General features: G+C 48.0%; 10 protein-coding genes. 2 read left to right on the forward strand and 8 right to left on the reverse strand.

All coding sequences use genetic code 11. The annotated features are described in order from the left end of the window. Nucleotides 1-429: 429 nt before the first annotated feature. Nucleotides 430-3540 carry a putative Ig domain-containing protein gene (locus ACYVF1_RS09365; protein WP_461077963.1) on the forward strand — a complete coding sequence of 1037 codons (3111 nt, stop codon included), beginning with the start codon at nt 430-432 and terminating at the stop codon, nt 3538-3540. A 384-nt stretch (nt 3541-3924) separates the two neighbouring features. Next, nucleotides 3925-6396, forward strand: coding sequence for a glycoside hydrolase family 9 protein (locus ACYVF1_RS09370; protein ID WP_461077965.1), 2472 nt, complete (start codon nt 3925-3927; stop codon nt 6394-6396). A 311-nt stretch (nt 6397-6707) separates the two neighbouring features. On the opposite strand, the gene ACYVF1_RS09375 is transcribed toward ACYVF1_RS09370, so the two are convergent. From ACYVF1_RS09375 to ACYVF1_RS09410, 8 genes are all read right to left on the reverse strand, one after another. Continuing rightward, on the reverse strand, nt 6708-7748 hold the full coding sequence (locus ACYVF1_RS09375) for a serine hydrolase domain-containing protein (protein WP_461077967.1): 1041 nt from the start codon (nt 7746-7748) through the stop codon (nt 6708-6710). A gap of 350 nt (nt 7749-8098) precedes the next feature. Then, the gene (locus ACYVF1_RS09380) at nt 8099-8575 is read right to left on the reverse strand and encodes a DUF2214 family protein (RefSeq protein ID WP_461077968.1); all 477 of its coding nucleotides are present in this window, start codon (nt 8573-8575) and stop codon (nt 8099-8101) included. Beyond that, on the reverse strand, nt 8575-8994 hold the full coding sequence (locus ACYVF1_RS09385; RefSeq protein ID WP_461077970.1) for a DUF4267 domain-containing protein: 420 nt from the start codon (nt 8992-8994) through the stop codon (nt 8575-8577). Before ACYVF1_RS09385 ends, ACYVF1_RS09380 begins: the two co-directional genes overlap by 1 nt. A 73-nt stretch (nt 8995-9067) precedes the next feature. Then, complete coding sequence (locus tag ACYVF1_RS09390; protein ID WP_461077972.1) at nt 9068-9643, reverse strand: Crp/Fnr family transcriptional regulator; 576 nt, start codon at nt 9641-9643, stop codon at nt 9068-9070. 246 nt (nt 9644-9889) lie between these two features. Next, nucleotides 9890-10720, reverse strand: coding sequence for an NAD-dependent epimerase/dehydratase family protein (locus tag ACYVF1_RS09395; protein ID WP_461077974.1), 831 nt, complete (start codon nt 10718-10720; stop codon nt 9890-9892). A 73-nt stretch (nt 10721-10793) separates the two neighbouring features. Next, complete coding sequence (locus ACYVF1_RS09400) at nt 10794-11648, reverse strand: AraC family transcriptional regulator (RefSeq protein WP_461077976.1); 855 nt, start codon at nt 11646-11648, stop codon at nt 10794-10796. A gap of 438 nt (nt 11649-12086) precedes the next feature. Continuing rightward, nucleotides 12087-12863 carry a glucosamine-6-phosphate deaminase gene (locus tag ACYVF1_RS09405; RefSeq protein ID WP_461077978.1) on the reverse strand — a complete coding sequence of 259 codons (777 nt, stop codon included), beginning with the start codon at nt 12861-12863 and terminating at the stop codon, nt 12087-12089. Nucleotides 12864-12914: 51 nt separating this feature from the next. Beyond that, the gene (locus tag ACYVF1_RS09410) at nt 12915-15743 is read right to left on the reverse strand and encodes a TonB-dependent receptor (protein WP_461077980.1); all 2829 of its coding nucleotides are present in this window, start codon (nt 15741-15743) and stop codon (nt 12915-12917) included. Nucleotides 15744-15777 lie beyond the last annotated feature (34 nt).

The raw sequence follows: 15777 nt of genomic DNA on the forward strand, positions 1-15777 counted from the left end.
AGTAGCAGGGGCATTACGCTGGAAAATATGGTAAATGTCGGGGTAGGTGAGAGGCCAGCGTGACGTAGTAACTGAGGATATATAGGAGCAGAACTACGTAGTACAGCTTGTAGAAGCCCAGTACGTGGAAAAAGATGTAAAAGACTGGAGTGTACGATAGATTATATATCGAAACTAAGCTAAAAACAGGTGGCGAAAGCCAACTATGGTCATTTGGGTAGACCTTTTGTCGGATTCAGTAGAGTGTCATTCCAGTATACTACAGAATTTTGCGGTCAAATCAATAAATGATTTTAATTACATCTGACCCGAGTTTACCCTCTTTATCATCATTACTACCTAAGGCTGAATTGCGCAAGCGCCGTAAGGCGTGGTTATCCTCTATTTTCTTTCAGGACCATCTTCTTTAATGCTTAAATCAGAAAATCTATGAGTCGACTACTACTCCATTGTATCCGAAAATTACTTTTAACGCTAGGACTTGCTACCGTAGCTTTTATGGGCTTAGCCGCTCCCCAAAGATCCATGTTTGCCGTCAGTATCCGCTACGTACGGGCAGGTGGTTCGGGCGACGGCAGCAGTTGGGCCAATGCATCGGGCGATCTACAGGCCATGATTAATGTTCAAGGTGTACAACAGGTTTGGGTAGCCGCCGGTACGTACAAACCAACCACTGGCACCGACCGTTCAATTAGTTTTTCGATGAAAAACGGGGTAAGCATCTACGGAGGATTTGCCGGTACGGGTAATCCTGGTATGAACGACCGTAATCCAAGTAGTTACGTAACGATCCTCTCGGCCGAAATCGGCGTGGCGGGCAAGGATGATAATAGTTATCACGTCATCAAAAACACTAACCTTACGAATACCGCTGTTCTGGATGGGTTCACCATTCAGGATGGTAACGCCAATGGTAGTCTTCCTGATAACTATGGGGGAGGAGTATTAAATCTGGGAAACGGCGGAACGTGTAGTCCTCAGTTCTACTCCTGCACGTTTGTCAATAATTCTGCGTCAACCCGCGGGGGCGGCATGTTTAATGATGGAGCCAATGGTGGTACGAGTAGCCCGGCATTAATGAACTGCTCCTTTCAGAGTAATTTCGCGAATTCAGAGGGAGGAGGGGTTTACAACGATGGTTATAAAGGTACGAGCAGCCCAATATTAATAAACTGCTCTTTTCTGGCTAATGCGGCCACTACGCGGGGAGGTGCACTCTATAACACAGGTTACGACAATGGTACTAGTAATCCGGTGCTTACCAACTGTTCCTTTCAAGCCAATAGTTCTAGTGATGGTAGCCTGATGCGCAATGATAGCGATGCAAATGGTACGGCCAGTCCGGTGTTAACCAATTGCGTGTTGTTTAACAATAGTGGCGCCAACGCAATCAAAGGAGGTGGGGTAACAGTTCAATATAGTCTTCTGGAACAAACGGTTACGGGATACACGGATGGAGGTAATAATAGAACAACCGGGTTCTCGCCCTTCACCTCGACTACCACTACTCAACTCACTTCCTGTGCTCCGGCCCTCAATGCGGGGAATAACCATGTTTACAATTCGGCTGGTGGCCCCACCACTGATTTAGCTGGCGCTTCCCGCTTCTATAATAATGGCACCATTGATATGGGTGCCTACGAATTACAGTCTGACCCCGCTTACGTTAGTGTTGGACTGCCTAACCTCAACACAGCAACGGTAGGTAGCCCATTTTCGGTTACTTTCACTGCTTCAGGTGGAAGCGGATTTACGTATAGTATAGCCAATGGAACACTGCCCATGGGGCTAAATTTATCGGCTCAGGGGCAACTGTCAGGCACACCCACCCAGGCAGGAAGCTTTACTGTAACGGTAGCTGCTCAAAATTCTAGTGGCTGCACGGGCACCAGTGTAATTTACCAACTGACGGTAACGAATACTACGCCAACCATTTCGGGATTAGCTATTAATCCAGCCGTTGTATGTACAGGCAGCCCGGTAAACGTATCAGCTATCGTGGGCAATATTACAGGTAGTTACAACTATACACTTTCCTACGGGCAGTCAATACGTTCCGGAAGCAGCACTACGCCAAACTTTGATCAGAACGTAACAACTGCTGGCTCCGGTCTGCAAACATTTACTCTTACGGTTAACAGCGGAGGACAGACTACCAACGCTCTGGCACAGGTGACTGTTAATGAATTGCCTATCACTACGTTACAGGCTAGTGCAATGATGACGACGAACCAGCCCATCACGGTTACGGCAACTGGCTGCGAAACCGGCACTGTGAACTGGCAACTAATTGGTGGCACGGGTCAGGCTAGTGGTTCGCTATACACGCTCAGTCAACCGGGCAATTATACACTCTCGGCTTCTTGTACTAGTGGCTCCTGTGCTGGCCCCGTATCGCCAGCTCTTATTTTGCAGATACGTCCCGGCGGCTTCACTATTACTCAGGTAACGATGGTGAGCTGTGTACGTTTCGATGAGGTAAAAGGTGGTTATCAGGTTCGCTTTACGCCCCTATACTCCGGCCAGAACAACAACCCCATCAGTTTTTCGGTAGTTAACGAACTCGCTCCCACCCAAGAGGTCGCTCCATATTCATTACGTTTATACACAGATAACCCACGTATTACGCTGGTAGCTACCCAACAGGGCAATCCCGAAACTCGCTTTATGTATGACTGGCTAGCTTCTTGTCAGAGCGGAACGGCTCCCAACCGGGCACCAACTAGCAGAGGCATCCCCACCCAACGACTTATAAATGGTCAGCCATACCAGTTGCTATTGACAGACTATTTCAGTGATCCTGATGGGCAGACGCTTACCTTCTCTGCGCAGGGATTGCCTACTCAGCTGACCGTGCAAGGCAACCGAATTAGTGGCACGCCTACTCAGACTGGTGACTACACGGTGAGAATTATTGCATTAGATCCCGAAGGGTTGTCGGCATCCAGCGATGTTACCTTCTCGGTTGCACAGGCTCCTGCGTCTGGAAACTTCGCTATTAATGGCGTTACAACGGTAGCTTGCGAACAGTTGAGTGTGGGTGAACGGAGATTGACATTCAGCCCCCAATACGCAGGCTTAGACGGCTCTCCTGTAACTTTCGCCGTAACCAATGAGCTATTGCCTACCACCCAGGCAGGACCCTACATGTTACGTATGTATACTGACAATCCGGTTATTACGTTGGTTGCGAAACAAGGATCAACTCAGACAGAGTTTACCTACAATTGGTTAGCTGCCTGCAATTTGTCGGCTAGCCGCCGTGGAGTTGCTGAACCAGAAACTGTCCTGCAAGTGAAAGTACTGGGTAATCCAATACAAGATCGACAGGTGCGGGTGGAGGTTTCCGGTGCTCAGGGACAACCACTGCACCTGGAATTACGAGACGTTCAAGGGCGGTTAGTGAGCGAGCAAATGCTGCCACAGGCAGGATCGACCGAAGCATGCTCACTAAAAATCAGTCAGGAATCGGCGGGTTTGATTTTGTTGCGGGTGAGTACGCCCACGCAACAGCAGACGGTTAAACTTCTCAACCGATAAAAACTATTGGTTAATTGTTGGTCTACGTAAAAGTGGTATAAACTCAAACGAGTACCTCTCAGGTTTTGATTAAGCCAGAGAGGTACTCGTTTGAGTTTTAAAAGTTATAGTCAGAAATTGAACATACACTTAATATTCTCCGCTAATAAAAAATAATGAAAGTAACACGCTTTATTAGTACGCACTTTGTTTTGAGCTTCGGATAATCCTGAACAGCCCGGCTCTCTTTAAATGATTGTCAGCTACAATTCGCCAACAAGCCTACACCTAAACAAGCTTTAGTTGCTAATTCCATTGATTTATGAGGCTTCCGTAGCCAGGGCGGAGGGCTTACGTAGGTTAAATAATTACTTTTGACTGGACATTTTCAATTCATGAGCACGAATGGCTTTACGAATACTCGTTACATTTCTAGTTGCCTGTTCAGTTTCGAGCATTCACGCCCAGAACCCTACAAGTGAAATTGATAGTAAACTATTCAATGAGATTATTCGAAGTGGTGTCATTCATCGGCCCTTACCACTTGATCCTTCCCGATCTTACGAAGCTATTTCGCTCACAAAGCCAGTTCTAACAGCACAGCCCCTGACCGAAGCAACTGTACTCAGCAACTGGAAACAAACCGGCTACGGTAGGCTGGCCATGAGTAAGGGTCGCACAAAATCGGGGCAGCCTACGTTGCGGTTGAGTTTGCCCACTACCACTGGAAAACGGGCCGTGGGTTCGGTTAATGACCCCGATTATGCTACGTATGGCAATTGCCGTATGCAGTTGAATTTGAACGGCGCGAATTGGGAAGCCTATAACCGACTCGAATTTTTTATTTATCCGGATGCTGAAGGAGCGCCGGTCGTAAACATCAATATTGATGTTCGAAATAAAAACCGATCTGTCAAAAACGGAACGCTGATGACGTCGGCCGATCACCTTCTCAATTTGACCAACCACCAGTGGAACCACTGTTATCTGGATCTGTCGGACCTACGGCGCGATGAGGTGGACGAAATTGGCTTTTATGTCTCCCTAAAAGGAAAAAACTTAACCACTGGTGACTCAATCATCTATTACATCGATCAGCCCGTTCTAAAACAGGTAAAAACCCAGGAAATAAGCCATGGGTGGCTGCCCGCCCCCAACAACATTGTGTATTCCACATCGGGTTATATGGTCGAAGGCCAAAAAACGGCGATTGCTAACCGAACAACCGATATAGCCAATACCCGTTTTCAACTGATCGATGAAGCAACTCGCCGGGTAGCTTATGAATCGAACGCAAAGCGAGTACAAACGTCAACGGGTGAATACGAGGTGCTTGACTTCAGTACGTTCAATAAAGCCGGTAACTACCATATCGTCTTCGGTCCAGTAAAAACGGCTTCCTTCGGGATTGATACCCGCATCTGGACGGCATCTCAGTGGCGGATATTAAATTATATTTTCTGTCAGCGGTGCGGGTATGCGGTGCCAAACATCCACGGACAGTGTCACCTCGATCTGTTTTCCGAGCATAAGGGAAAAAAGATTTCCTATAGTGGTGGCTGGCATGACGCGGGTGACCTCTCTCAGCAAACCTTGCAAACGGCCGATGTTACGTTTGCCTTGTTGGAGTCGTTTAAGAACCAGCGAACAAAGAATCCGTTGCTAGCAGCGCGCTTACGAGAAGAGGCCGAATGGGGACTTAATTTCGTGTTGAAGAACCGCTACGACGATGGCTACCGGGCCAGCAGCATGGGCTTGCTGATCTGGCAAGATGGTGTGATTGGTACGTTGGATGATATTCAGTCGGTGCGGGTACAGAATAACTCGTTTGATACGTTTCTCTATGCTGCTTACGAGGCTTATGCCGCCATGACGCTGGACGGAGACCCTGCTTTCAGCGAATACCTGAGCAAAATAGCTCGGGAGGATTTTTCGCTGGCGATGAAGACGTATCGAGAAAGCGGGTACGGGGGCTTTACCCAAATGTATGAACACAATTATAATACGTCGCAAAGCCAGTATATGGCCACTGTTTCCTGGGCGGCTAGTATGCTGTATCAATTGACGGGCGAAAAACAATACGCCCAAACGGCAGCCGATTTTATCCGCTACACAATCCAGTGTCAACGTACCACTCCGCTGGGCGATGCGAAGGGGCTTAGCGGTTTTTTCTACCGGGATACGACCCGAAAATCCATTGTGCATTTTGTGCATCAGTCCCGGGATCAGGTCTACATGCAAGCCCTCATCCTACTGTGTCAAACGCAGCGCAGTCATGCCGATTATCGGAAGTGGTATCAGGCGGTGCAGCTGTACGGCAATTATCTTAAAGACATTCTGGTGTACACCGCTCCCTACGGCATGATTCCCAGTGGGGTGTACCATAAAGATGAAACAGCTGATTCGGCGGCCTTCCATTCTTTGCATTTGTTTCCGCCCGCCAACGCCAAAGAGTTATATACGGAACAACTGAAAAAAGGGGTAAAGTTGGACGACGAGCATTACCTGAAGCGGTTCCCAATTTGGTTCAGTATTTTCAATGGTAATACGGCTGTCCATCTAGCCACTGGCAAGGCGGCTGCGCTGTGTGGGCATTTTTTAAACGATGAAAAGTTGCTTCAAGTAGGGCGCGAACAATTGTACTGGACAGTCGGGAAAAACCCATTTGGTCAATCACTCATTTACGGGGAAGGAAACCGGTATCCGCAGATGGATAGTTTTTCGTCCGGGGAAATAACCGGCGAAATACCGGTCGGCATACGTACCGCCAATAACGACGATGTTCCCTGGTGGCCAGCCATCAATAATGCTACGTACAAGGAGGTGTGGGTTACGTCAGCCGGCAAGTGGTTATCGTTACTTGCCGAATATGAATAGGTAGGTCCACCAACCTCGTTCTTGCTCACTTTCCAAAAGTTTCTTGCGGGCGTATTCTAAAGCTTTTATGCCAAACGTATCCACTCGCTGGCAATCTCCGCGTTTAGAGCCTGAGCCAATTGGTTGTCACCTGACAGGGCTATCACTAAAATTTTCTGGTCACAGGTGACTAACTGAAGATTAGAAGTTGTGAGTAAGTGCTGACGTTTTTTATTGAGGCAAACGGTTAAACATTCGATAAAATATACTGCAACATTGCTTTATAGTACTTGCTTCAGTCCGATTTTAGGTATTACGTGCTTACCTGTTGTTTACTTTTTTAGGGCAGGGAGTATGTATTTTAGAAGCACTTCGAATGGAAGCTTTGCCCGCCAGTTGCCGTAATTGCTACCCGTAAACACAGCTGTTAAGTTATAACTGGGAAGCAGCATCATGTATTGGCCCCCATTGCCTGACGCAAATAAGACCTCGGTGTTGATATCTTCATATTGCAAATGCTCCTTGTACCAGAAGAAGCCATAATGGGCACTTTCATAGCGGGCATTTACGAGTCTGGAATAGCGTGTAAACGAAAAATCAATTGGGATATGGCAATGGGTGGAAGTCGCTATCCAGTTCGCACTGACAAGTTGGTGGCCGTTCCAATTGCCTTTGTTCCTGACTAAATTAATGATTTTGAGCATATCCCCAGGCTTCATGTAAAAGGATCCGGCAGTCATTCCCTGGCCTTTTGGAGAAACGGTCCATTTATAATCGGTGATGGCTAGCGGTAGAAACAAATGTTTTTCAGCAAATTCCATCACGCTCATGCCACTCGCGCGAGCTATGATCTCTCCCACCAGCATGGGATCGTTTGAATTATACGACCAATTTAGGCCCGGTTGGCTTACTAAGTTAACGCCCAAACAATAGGCAATCCAGTCTTGGGTTTGAACCATTTCGTCTTCGCATTCGGGGCCGATCTCATAAAACTCTTCACAGTTTAATCCTGACCGCATTTCTAATAAATGCTGAAGGCGGATGTTACGCTTACCCTCGTCTTTAAGTTCTGGAAAAAAACGCCCCAAGCGATCATCGAGTGCCAAAAGTTTTTTGTCGATTGCAATACCTGCCAACAGAGAGGTTATGGATTTGAACGAGGAGCGGGTGTCATGTTGTGTGTCTTTGCTGAATCCATTAAAATACTCCTCGATGATCATCTTCCCATCCTGCTCAACCAGAATAGCATCCAGTTTAGGATACGCTTTATCCACGACTTTTCGGATAAATTGTTTACTAAGCGATTGATCGACTAACTGGGCTTGGCAGTTTGTCAAGCCCAGAAGCCCTAAAGCCAAAAGTATGGTTTTCATAAATTGGGAATTTCACCAATTGATGCGATTGACAATTAAATGTGTACTGGAAATAGTGAATTTTTGTAGATGCTTAATAAGGCTGTAATATACGCTAAATGTATTGCGTGCAATTCCCTCACTAAATGTCCCCATAGCAGCCTTCAGTAGGCTGCTATGGGGACATTTAGTGAGAATATAGTTTAGCCTGCTAATGCGCCCTACTGGTATGTTCTGACGGTCGGTACCGGCCATCGCGGATCTATAGTAACGTATTGGTTTTCGTTAATCCAACAACTCTTTTACCTCTCAAACAGGCTCAATAGCCAAGCTAGATACCTTAAAGGAGGGGGGCGTTGGGCTTCCGCAGGCTACGTAAATTTAAAGACCGCCAGGATGATAATGGTTAGAAACAACACTAGTTGACCGCGATGAAACAGAGTCAGCTTCCTGATGCCAGGCTGGACCGCTATATGTGGGCCAATGCCCTCCGACAAAAGGCTGTTGCTTATTTGCTTCATTTGCGGACTGCCCACCAGCAGCCCGTTCAGCGGCAAGAGCAAGATCAGCCCCAATTTCACTTGCAGCCAGAGTTGCTGTAAATAGACGCCTTCACTGAGTATAGTCAGGCCGATCCCGGAAAGTAACAAGACGACCCCGCCAGCTAGTAAGATTCTACTCAAACCCGACAGCAGGCTAAAAAGACTGAGGGCTGCTTTATCCTGCTTCGTCAACAGGCTGACAAATGAACGGAACACTACTAACTCGGTAACCGTGGTGCCGGCCATCAGTACCAGACCCGACAGGTGCAGCACTAGCAACACTTGTCGTAACGTGAAGGCATCCATCAGGCAGTTGCTTGTTTAGCATGGCTGAATAAAAAATAACTCGTGATGACCATATATACGGCCGTGCCGCCATGAACCAGCAGGCGGGGCAAGTCCACCCCGTTCTGTTGGTAGATCAGCAGGCAGTCCGTAAAGGGAATAATGATGGCAGCCATAAATACGTACGCGGTCGCTTTTTTTAGTCGGGTCAACCATAAAGCCAGCAGGGCTACTCCCGAAAAAATATCGCGTATTCCCTTGATGCGGCCGTAGGCAAGCGCTGAATCAGTCAAGGGCTCTATCCCGAAATCGTCCATACTGATCTGGGGGGGCAGCATAAATCGGAGACCGATGAAGAGAATTCCCAGCGCGATGGGCAGGATCATCCAGTAGGATGCCGATTGCCAGCCCCAGGGGGCCGGTGCATGTTCTGTTTTCATAGTGATATTGTCGTGATCGATTATGACCACAAAGCTCACCCGAAAAAAAACGTCCCTCGTTCACCCAAGTTAATTAATGCGCCTGAGCCATTCGTTTTCGAATCCGGCTTAGAGATTGGGGTTTGATGCCTACATAGGAGGCAATGTAATATTGGGGGATGCGCTGGGCAATCTCGGGATACTTAGCCAGAAATGTCTGGTAGCGTAACTCGGGTGGGTCGTTGTAGAGGGAATTGATCTGGTGGATAGCACTCACAAAAACCTCGCTGATGGCCAGCCGTCCAAATCGTTCCCCTTGTTCAACTTGTTGGTACAACTGGTCCATATTGGCTTGGCTGATGCTATAGACGGTAGCGCCTTCCAGTACCTGGATGTTGGTTAGGGAGGGCTGCTGGGGCAGAAAACTGGCATAATCACACACAAATTCGCCCTCTTTATTAAAGTAGGTGGTTTTTTCCTCCCCGTCGATACTGGCATAATAGCGGACCAGGCCTTCCTCAATAAAGAAGACGTTTTTGCAGATCTGCCCCGCCTGCAGCAGATGTTCGCCTTTTTTAAGTTTTAGTTGGCGAACTAATGTGGCAATGATCGCTTCATCCGCTGCGGAGAGGGGAATATAGTGCCGAATGGTATTGAGCAGTCGATTCATGCTCAAAAATAAATATGGAATCACGTCGGTCGACCGAGCAAAAAAAGATGTCGAGGTTTGTAGGTGAGAAAAAGGGCTTTAGTGGCAAATAAGGTACTGTGGATGCCAAACGGCGGATCTGAGCGTATAGTTTATTCGACCGATTTAGCTATTCATACGTAAAAGAAGATTTTTAGATAACTCCAGAGCCGTCATGCATTTATTCCGGACACTATTTAGTCGCTAAACCCTACTTCCATTTCTTTCTCACATAAGTTGCTCCTGAATCGCCTGATAAACTGTCCTGACTGTCGGCTGGAAACCCAGACGGCGAGCTAGTGAGCCGTCACTTAGCAAGTACCAGGGGTTCGCCAGCGGTTCGGAGGAAGATTCCAGTTGTACGCCAACCAACTGGGCTAATTCGTAAATCGATGTTGGGGCTTCATCTGAGATGTTGACGATTTGCCCATCCATCACCCCATCTAAAGCCAGCATCGTCGCCGTTGCGATGTCGCGGTGGTGAATGGTGCTCATCCGCATAGCCGGGTGCCATTTACCAGCAATTGCATACTTTGGCAGTGACTCCAGATGCCCATCCCCATCCCCGTATACAAATGGAAACCGCAGCACCGCCCAGGTGAGGCCACTTACGCGCAGTTCTTGCTCAGCTGCCACCTTGCTGGCTGGGTAGGCTTGCTGGGGAGCAACTTCGTCATCTTCGCGGCCTGGATGCGGATTGGTGGCGTTATAGACATGGGTAGTACTCGCCAGTATGAAACGGGCGGTAGGGGCATGAGCCTTTGCGGCAGTGATCAGGTTGCGCGTGCCTTTCAGATTGCTTCGCCAAATTAGATCCGTGTCTGGTGTGCGGAATATGGCTGCCAAGTGGATAATGGCTGATACATTCTTCACAGCCTTGGGGAGCGATGCCGCATCGAATAGATCGCCTTCAATAGCCGTTACGCCAACTGGGACACGCTTTCCACCTCGCACCAGCGCTCGGCAGTCCATACCTGCATCCGCAAGGCGCTTGATCAGGCGTTCTCCTACCAACCCCGTCACACCAGTAACCAGTATTTTTCCTACTTTTCTGTTCATACCCTCTATGATTTATAAGATGAACAAAGTTCGGAAGTGCGCTGTAAGTTGAGCCGGACGAAAGCCGCCAAGTTCAGGACAAATTCTTGAAAAACTCGACGACCGTTTTACCAGTTACCTTTTTAAACAGGCGGGAAAAGTAGTCAGAATCATTAAAACCGAGCTCAAAAGCCAATTCCTTCACGGAAGAACGCTCGCCATAGTACAGTCGGCGTCTGGCTTCCAGCATAAGACGGTTCGTAATAAATTCTTTTGGTGAGCGTCCGGAGTAGTGTTTAACTAATTGGTATAAGCTATCGGTGCTTAGTGCCAGTTTCTTCGCAATGTCCTTAATGGAAAGGTTATTGGTTAGATTATTTTCGACAAATACCTGGAATCCAATGTATTTTGTCAGCCGGCCATCGACCGGCTTTCGCTCACCAGCCCAATAAGCCAGATTAATTTCCGTCAGCAGACTATTTAAGTGGGCCAAAATAAGCTCAGGGTCTGTATTCGAAGTCGTTAATAAACTCTGGAGCAATTCGAAAATTGCCCGAAGCCTACTAGACGCCGTAGGGGAAAAACTTATTTTTTGCTGATTAAGCGGATTAAGTAGGAAAGGGTATTGTTTGGGCAATCGGGACAGGCATTCGTCATCAAACCCCAGTTTATAATAATGCTTTCCGTGTCGGTTGAGGGGCAGCTGTTGAATCTGGTGTGGCAAAGCGAACAGTAACTCATGCTTACCGAGGTCAACAATTTCCGTGTCAACATTAATCTGAACAGAACCTTCCAGTATGAATAGAAAGAAGTAGTAGGGTAAACGACGCGGCAGTCTATACTGATCTATAGCTTGGGGCGATACATGGCCAAAATCCGGGGAAACGATCCGGATGGGCAATTGGCTATTTTGGCTGAAATCCTCCGGTAACGAATTGATTCTGTGCATGCCTGATGGTTACTCTCGGACGCTTATTGTAAAGAATATGCAACCTTAGCGTTTACGCCATAAATACAAGGCTGAGAGAACGTGGGCTGTCCACAAAATCCATATCAATATAAGCCCGTTTGTTCATAATGGTCAGCGTACAGCTGGCGTTAATGTCAATTATTGCCAATCTCTATCTCAACTAGTTATCTCACAAAACAATGGCTATTTTTCATTGAAACAGATGAGTTGTTGACTGGGCTGCCGGTGCAGAACATCCTTAGACAAATGACGAGTTATCGGAGCGTCCGGTGGCGTATTTTCCCGAAGAATTGCCCAGACAGGTGCCGAGTAACAAGTAGCATTAACAAAAACGGAGAGGTAGCTTTAGAAGATAGTTAATAGACAGAAAAAAGCCCCAGAGCCATCTTGGGCCTGGGGCAAATCAACATTTCCCGATTAAGCGATATTACCTTCTCCAATCAGTGCCGCGCTATCTAAATCCACGTACAGTTTAGCATTGGGATGCTTGCGTAAAGATGTTGATGGGTAAGTTTCTGTAATATCCGCCGTTAACGTATGCTTAATGGCCTCAGCTTTGTTCGAGCCGGGTACCATACAGAAAATGTAGTTCGCCCGTAGCAAAGCGGGTATCGTTAATGTATACGCCAAAGGCGGAACGTCGCTAACCGATGGAAAACAACCGTCGTGAACCTGCTGCTGTTTACAAGGCTCGTCCAGGTCAATGATTTTGACCAGAAACGGGTCATTAAAATCGGCAACGTGCGGGTCGTTAAAGGCCAAGTGCGTGTTTTCACCGATGCCCATGCAGGTAATATCCGTCTTGTGCTTTTCCAGCAAAGCGCTGTAGCGGGCGCATTCTTCCGGGTCGTCCTGCCCTGTCTCATTCAGATAAAATACCTGTTTGAAAGGTACTTTGCCGAAGATTTTTCCATACAGAAAATTACCAAACCGTTGCGGATGAAATCGGGGTAAGCCGGTGTATTCGTCCATGTGAAACGCATTGATCCGGCTCCAGTCAATGCCTGGTTCAGCGACGAGCGCGTCCAGGAATTCGTTCTGCGATGCGGCAGCCGCAAAAATGATGTTTACTTCGTCCTGTTCCGGAAGGAGTTGGCGTATGCAGGCACCGGCATCGTTGGCGGCCGCTTGCCCCAGTTGCTGCCGGGTTGGATAGATGTTTACAGTGAGTTGATCTACAGTGAGTTGTTCCATAAATAAGCCAAAAAGAGCGTCGGATAAATGCTATACCCGACGCTCAATTAATTAAAAGCGATATTTGATCCCGGTCCGACCGGTGTAATCGTAAAACTGTTTTTCGTAAACGCGCGACCGAACGCCCAGATAGTCGGTTTGAGGTGAATTTAACAAGTTGGTTCCTTCGGCATAAATCGTGAAATTCTTGGTGATCCGGTACGAAGCATTCGCATCAAACTGAACCCGTTCCGCCCGAATTACGTCGTTTGCGTCATTCACGCCCAGCAAAATGGTGTAAGAGCCGTTGTAGTTGACATTCCCTTGCAGCGTGAAACCTTTGTAGGTATACGACAGCGATCCGTTGGCTGTATTGGCTGCCTGGCCGGGCAACCGAAGTCCCTTCCGCAACTGCGCATCGGCTTTTGAATACACGTACGTATAGTTGGCATAAATCGAGATCCCTTTCAGAAAACCAGGCAAAAACGTCAGGTTCGTCTGCGCGTTGACTTCCAGGCCGTACACGGTCGCTACGTCGCCATTGTAGGTTTTGTAGTACTGATAATTGAGGTAATTGTTAGCCCCCGGAAACTCAGTTCCCGTTAGCGTTACTACGCTGTTATACTGGAAGTTAGTGATGTGTTTGTAAAAACCGCCTACCGACAGAATACCCAGATTTTTTAGATAATGCTCCAGCGATATGTCGTAGTTCGTGGTGCCGGCTGGTTTCAGGTCCGGGTTACCATCGGTCAACGTAGCGTTCAAAATACTGACTACTCGGCTCGGAACCAGTTCGTTAAAGTTTGGGCGAGAATAGCCAAACGATAAAGCAGCGCGCGCAATGGTGTTCGGTGCTACGTCGAATTTCGCCTGTAAATTGGGCAGAAATCTCGTATAGCTGTATACGGAATTTGTTGGAACAGAAGAAGTTAAATTCCCATTCGCATCCTGATTGACTAGCCGAGCGTCGTAGTCTACACCAGTACGTTCCACGCGTAGTCCCCCTAGCAGCATGAGCTTTTTAAACTGAATTCGGTTCATTACATACCCTGACGTTACGTTCTCTTCCGCGTCATAAAAATACGTATCGACCGCTACTTGGTTAAACGAAGCATTCGCCGGGAAATAAGTAGGATTGTTATTCAGGAAATTGATGGTTGCATCTCCATTGACAGCGCGGCCAAAGGTGAGATTATTATCCAGCAATTGATCATCTAATTCGGCCTCGCCCAGAAAGTTATTCAAATTGCCCGCAGCCGCAGGACCCGCGTAGGTTGCCGTACTATAATTCGGACGATACCGTTTGTTGTGCATTCGTTTCAACTTGACACCAGCCTTAAAATAAGCGTCGTTCGCGCCGATTTTGTAGTTATACGTAGCGTTCAGTCGGGCGACGAAGTTTGTGCCTTCGCTGTTGAAATTGTTTGCTTCGTAGGTGTTATACGTATAGAGAGCAGCGTTGTTCTTCGCATCCGTTGAACCCGTCGCCTGAATGTAATCACCAGCAATTTGAGAAATCGTTAACGGTACGTTCCCGGTAATGTAGTTGTACGAATTGGCCGTCTGTTCCAGCAGCGACTTTGTGTAAAACAATCCAGCATCCAGCTTAAGGCGGCTAAACTGCTTTTCGCCTTCCAGACTCATATTGAAATTACCGTTGTCAAGGCTTCGGTTCAGGTACTCGTTGTAGCCACGGCCCCGCGTCGTGGTATAAACACCCTCGGCGTTACGGGTAGTATTGGCCGTCTGCATCCGCGTCCGTTTCCGGTAGCGTTGTGCATCGTTATCCAGGTTGGTATACGTAGCATTGAAGACAATCGACGCCGTTGGATTAAAGCTATAATCCACCGTGGCGGTAAGTCCTTTGCGGGTACGTAAGTTGTTGAGGTGAATAATCCGAATGTCGGTGGGAAACAGAATCGAACCCTGTCCATCATTAAAATCTTTTGGTTGCCACACCTGCGCGTTGATCTCATCGTAGCCGTTGTTGGTGCGGTAATAGCTTCCGTACAGCGCCAGGCCTAATTTGCCGTTCGGACTTTTGTCGGTCTGGAAAAAACGCTGGTTATAACTCAGGTTAACGATGCCATTCGCTTTGTCGCGCAGTTTGTTGTAGCCAGCCGCCAGATCAATCGAAATGCGCGGTTTGAGACTAACGGCCGTCGGCGTTTTCATGTTGATCGCACCGGCAATGGCGTCCCCATCCAGGTCCGGCGTCAGGGTTTTCACCACCTCCATCGACGACAGTACGTTGGCCGGAATCAGGTCTAGCTGCGCGTTACGTTGTCCTTGCTCCTGGGTACCCATAATCTGTTCGCCGTTCATGTTGATGTTCGTGTAGTTACCCGGCGTACCGCGCAGCTGCACCGTCGATCCCTCGTTCTGCTCCCGACCAATCGTTACGCCGGGAAGCCGCTGCAAAGATTCGGCTACGTTCAAATCGGGAAAACGACCCATCAAATCGGCCGACACGATCTGCTTGAAATTGTCCGCATTACGTTGCTGGTTCAGGGCCTTTTGTTGGCCTTCCATAATACCCGTAACGGTCACACCTTTCAGCATCGTTGTGGCACTCGACAGCGTAATATTATGCACAGTTGTCTCGCCCGTAGTAACCGAAACCGATTGATCGTAGGGCTGAAACCCCATGTAAAAAACCTCTAGATTGATGGTGCCGGGCGTGATGTCGCTCAGGGTATAATCGCCGGTCAGATTGGTAACGGTGCCTTGCGTAGTGCCTTTGATACGTACGGAAGCACCGGGCAACGCGCCCCCCAGTTCATCCACAATTTTACCGCGGATGACCCCTTTGGTTTGCGCACTGGCTGGTAAAAAACTGATCGCTAGAAGCAGGGCGACCAGACAACTCGATTGAAAAAAATGAACAGTACAGTGTTTCATCGAAGATACGGTTTGATATAAAGTGGGTGAAAAT

The sequence above is a fragment of the Spirosoma flavus genome (assembly GCF_054778555.1).

Coding starts and splice junctions, on each gene's coding strand:
- ACYVF1_RS09365 (WP_461077963.1), top strand. CDS start 430: ATGAGTCGACTACTACTCCATTGTATCCGAAAATTACTTTTAACGCTA.
- ACYVF1_RS09370 (WP_461077965.1), top strand. CDS start 3,925: ATGGCTTTACGAATACTCGTTACATTTCTAGTTGCCTGTTCAGTTTCG.
- ACYVF1_RS09375 (WP_461077967.1), bottom strand. CDS start 7,748: ATGAAAACCATACTTTTGGCTTTAGGGCTTCTGGGCTTGACAAACTGC.
- ACYVF1_RS09380 (WP_461077968.1), bottom strand. CDS start 8,575: ATGGATGCCTTCACGTTACGACAAGTGTTGCTAGTGCTGCACCTGTCG.
- ACYVF1_RS09385 (WP_461077970.1), bottom strand. CDS start 8,994: ATGAAAACAGAACATGCACCGGCCCCCTGGGGCTGGCAATCGGCATCC.
- ACYVF1_RS09390 (WP_461077972.1), bottom strand. CDS start 9,643: ATGAATCGACTGCTCAATACCATTCGGCACTATATTCCCCTCTCCGCA.
- ACYVF1_RS09395 (WP_461077974.1), bottom strand. CDS start 10,720: ATGAACAGAAAAGTAGGAAAAATACTGGTTACTGGTGTGACGGGGTTG.
- ACYVF1_RS09400 (WP_461077976.1), bottom strand. CDS start 11,648: ATGCACAGAATCAATTCGTTACCGGAGGATTTCAGCCAAAATAGCCAA.
- ACYVF1_RS09405 (WP_461077978.1), bottom strand. CDS start 12,863: ATGGAACAACTCACTGTAGATCAACTCACTGTAAACATCTATCCAACC.
- ACYVF1_RS09410 (WP_461077980.1), bottom strand. CDS start 15,743: ATGAAACACTGTACTGTTCATTTTTTTCAATCGAGTTGTCTGGTCGCC.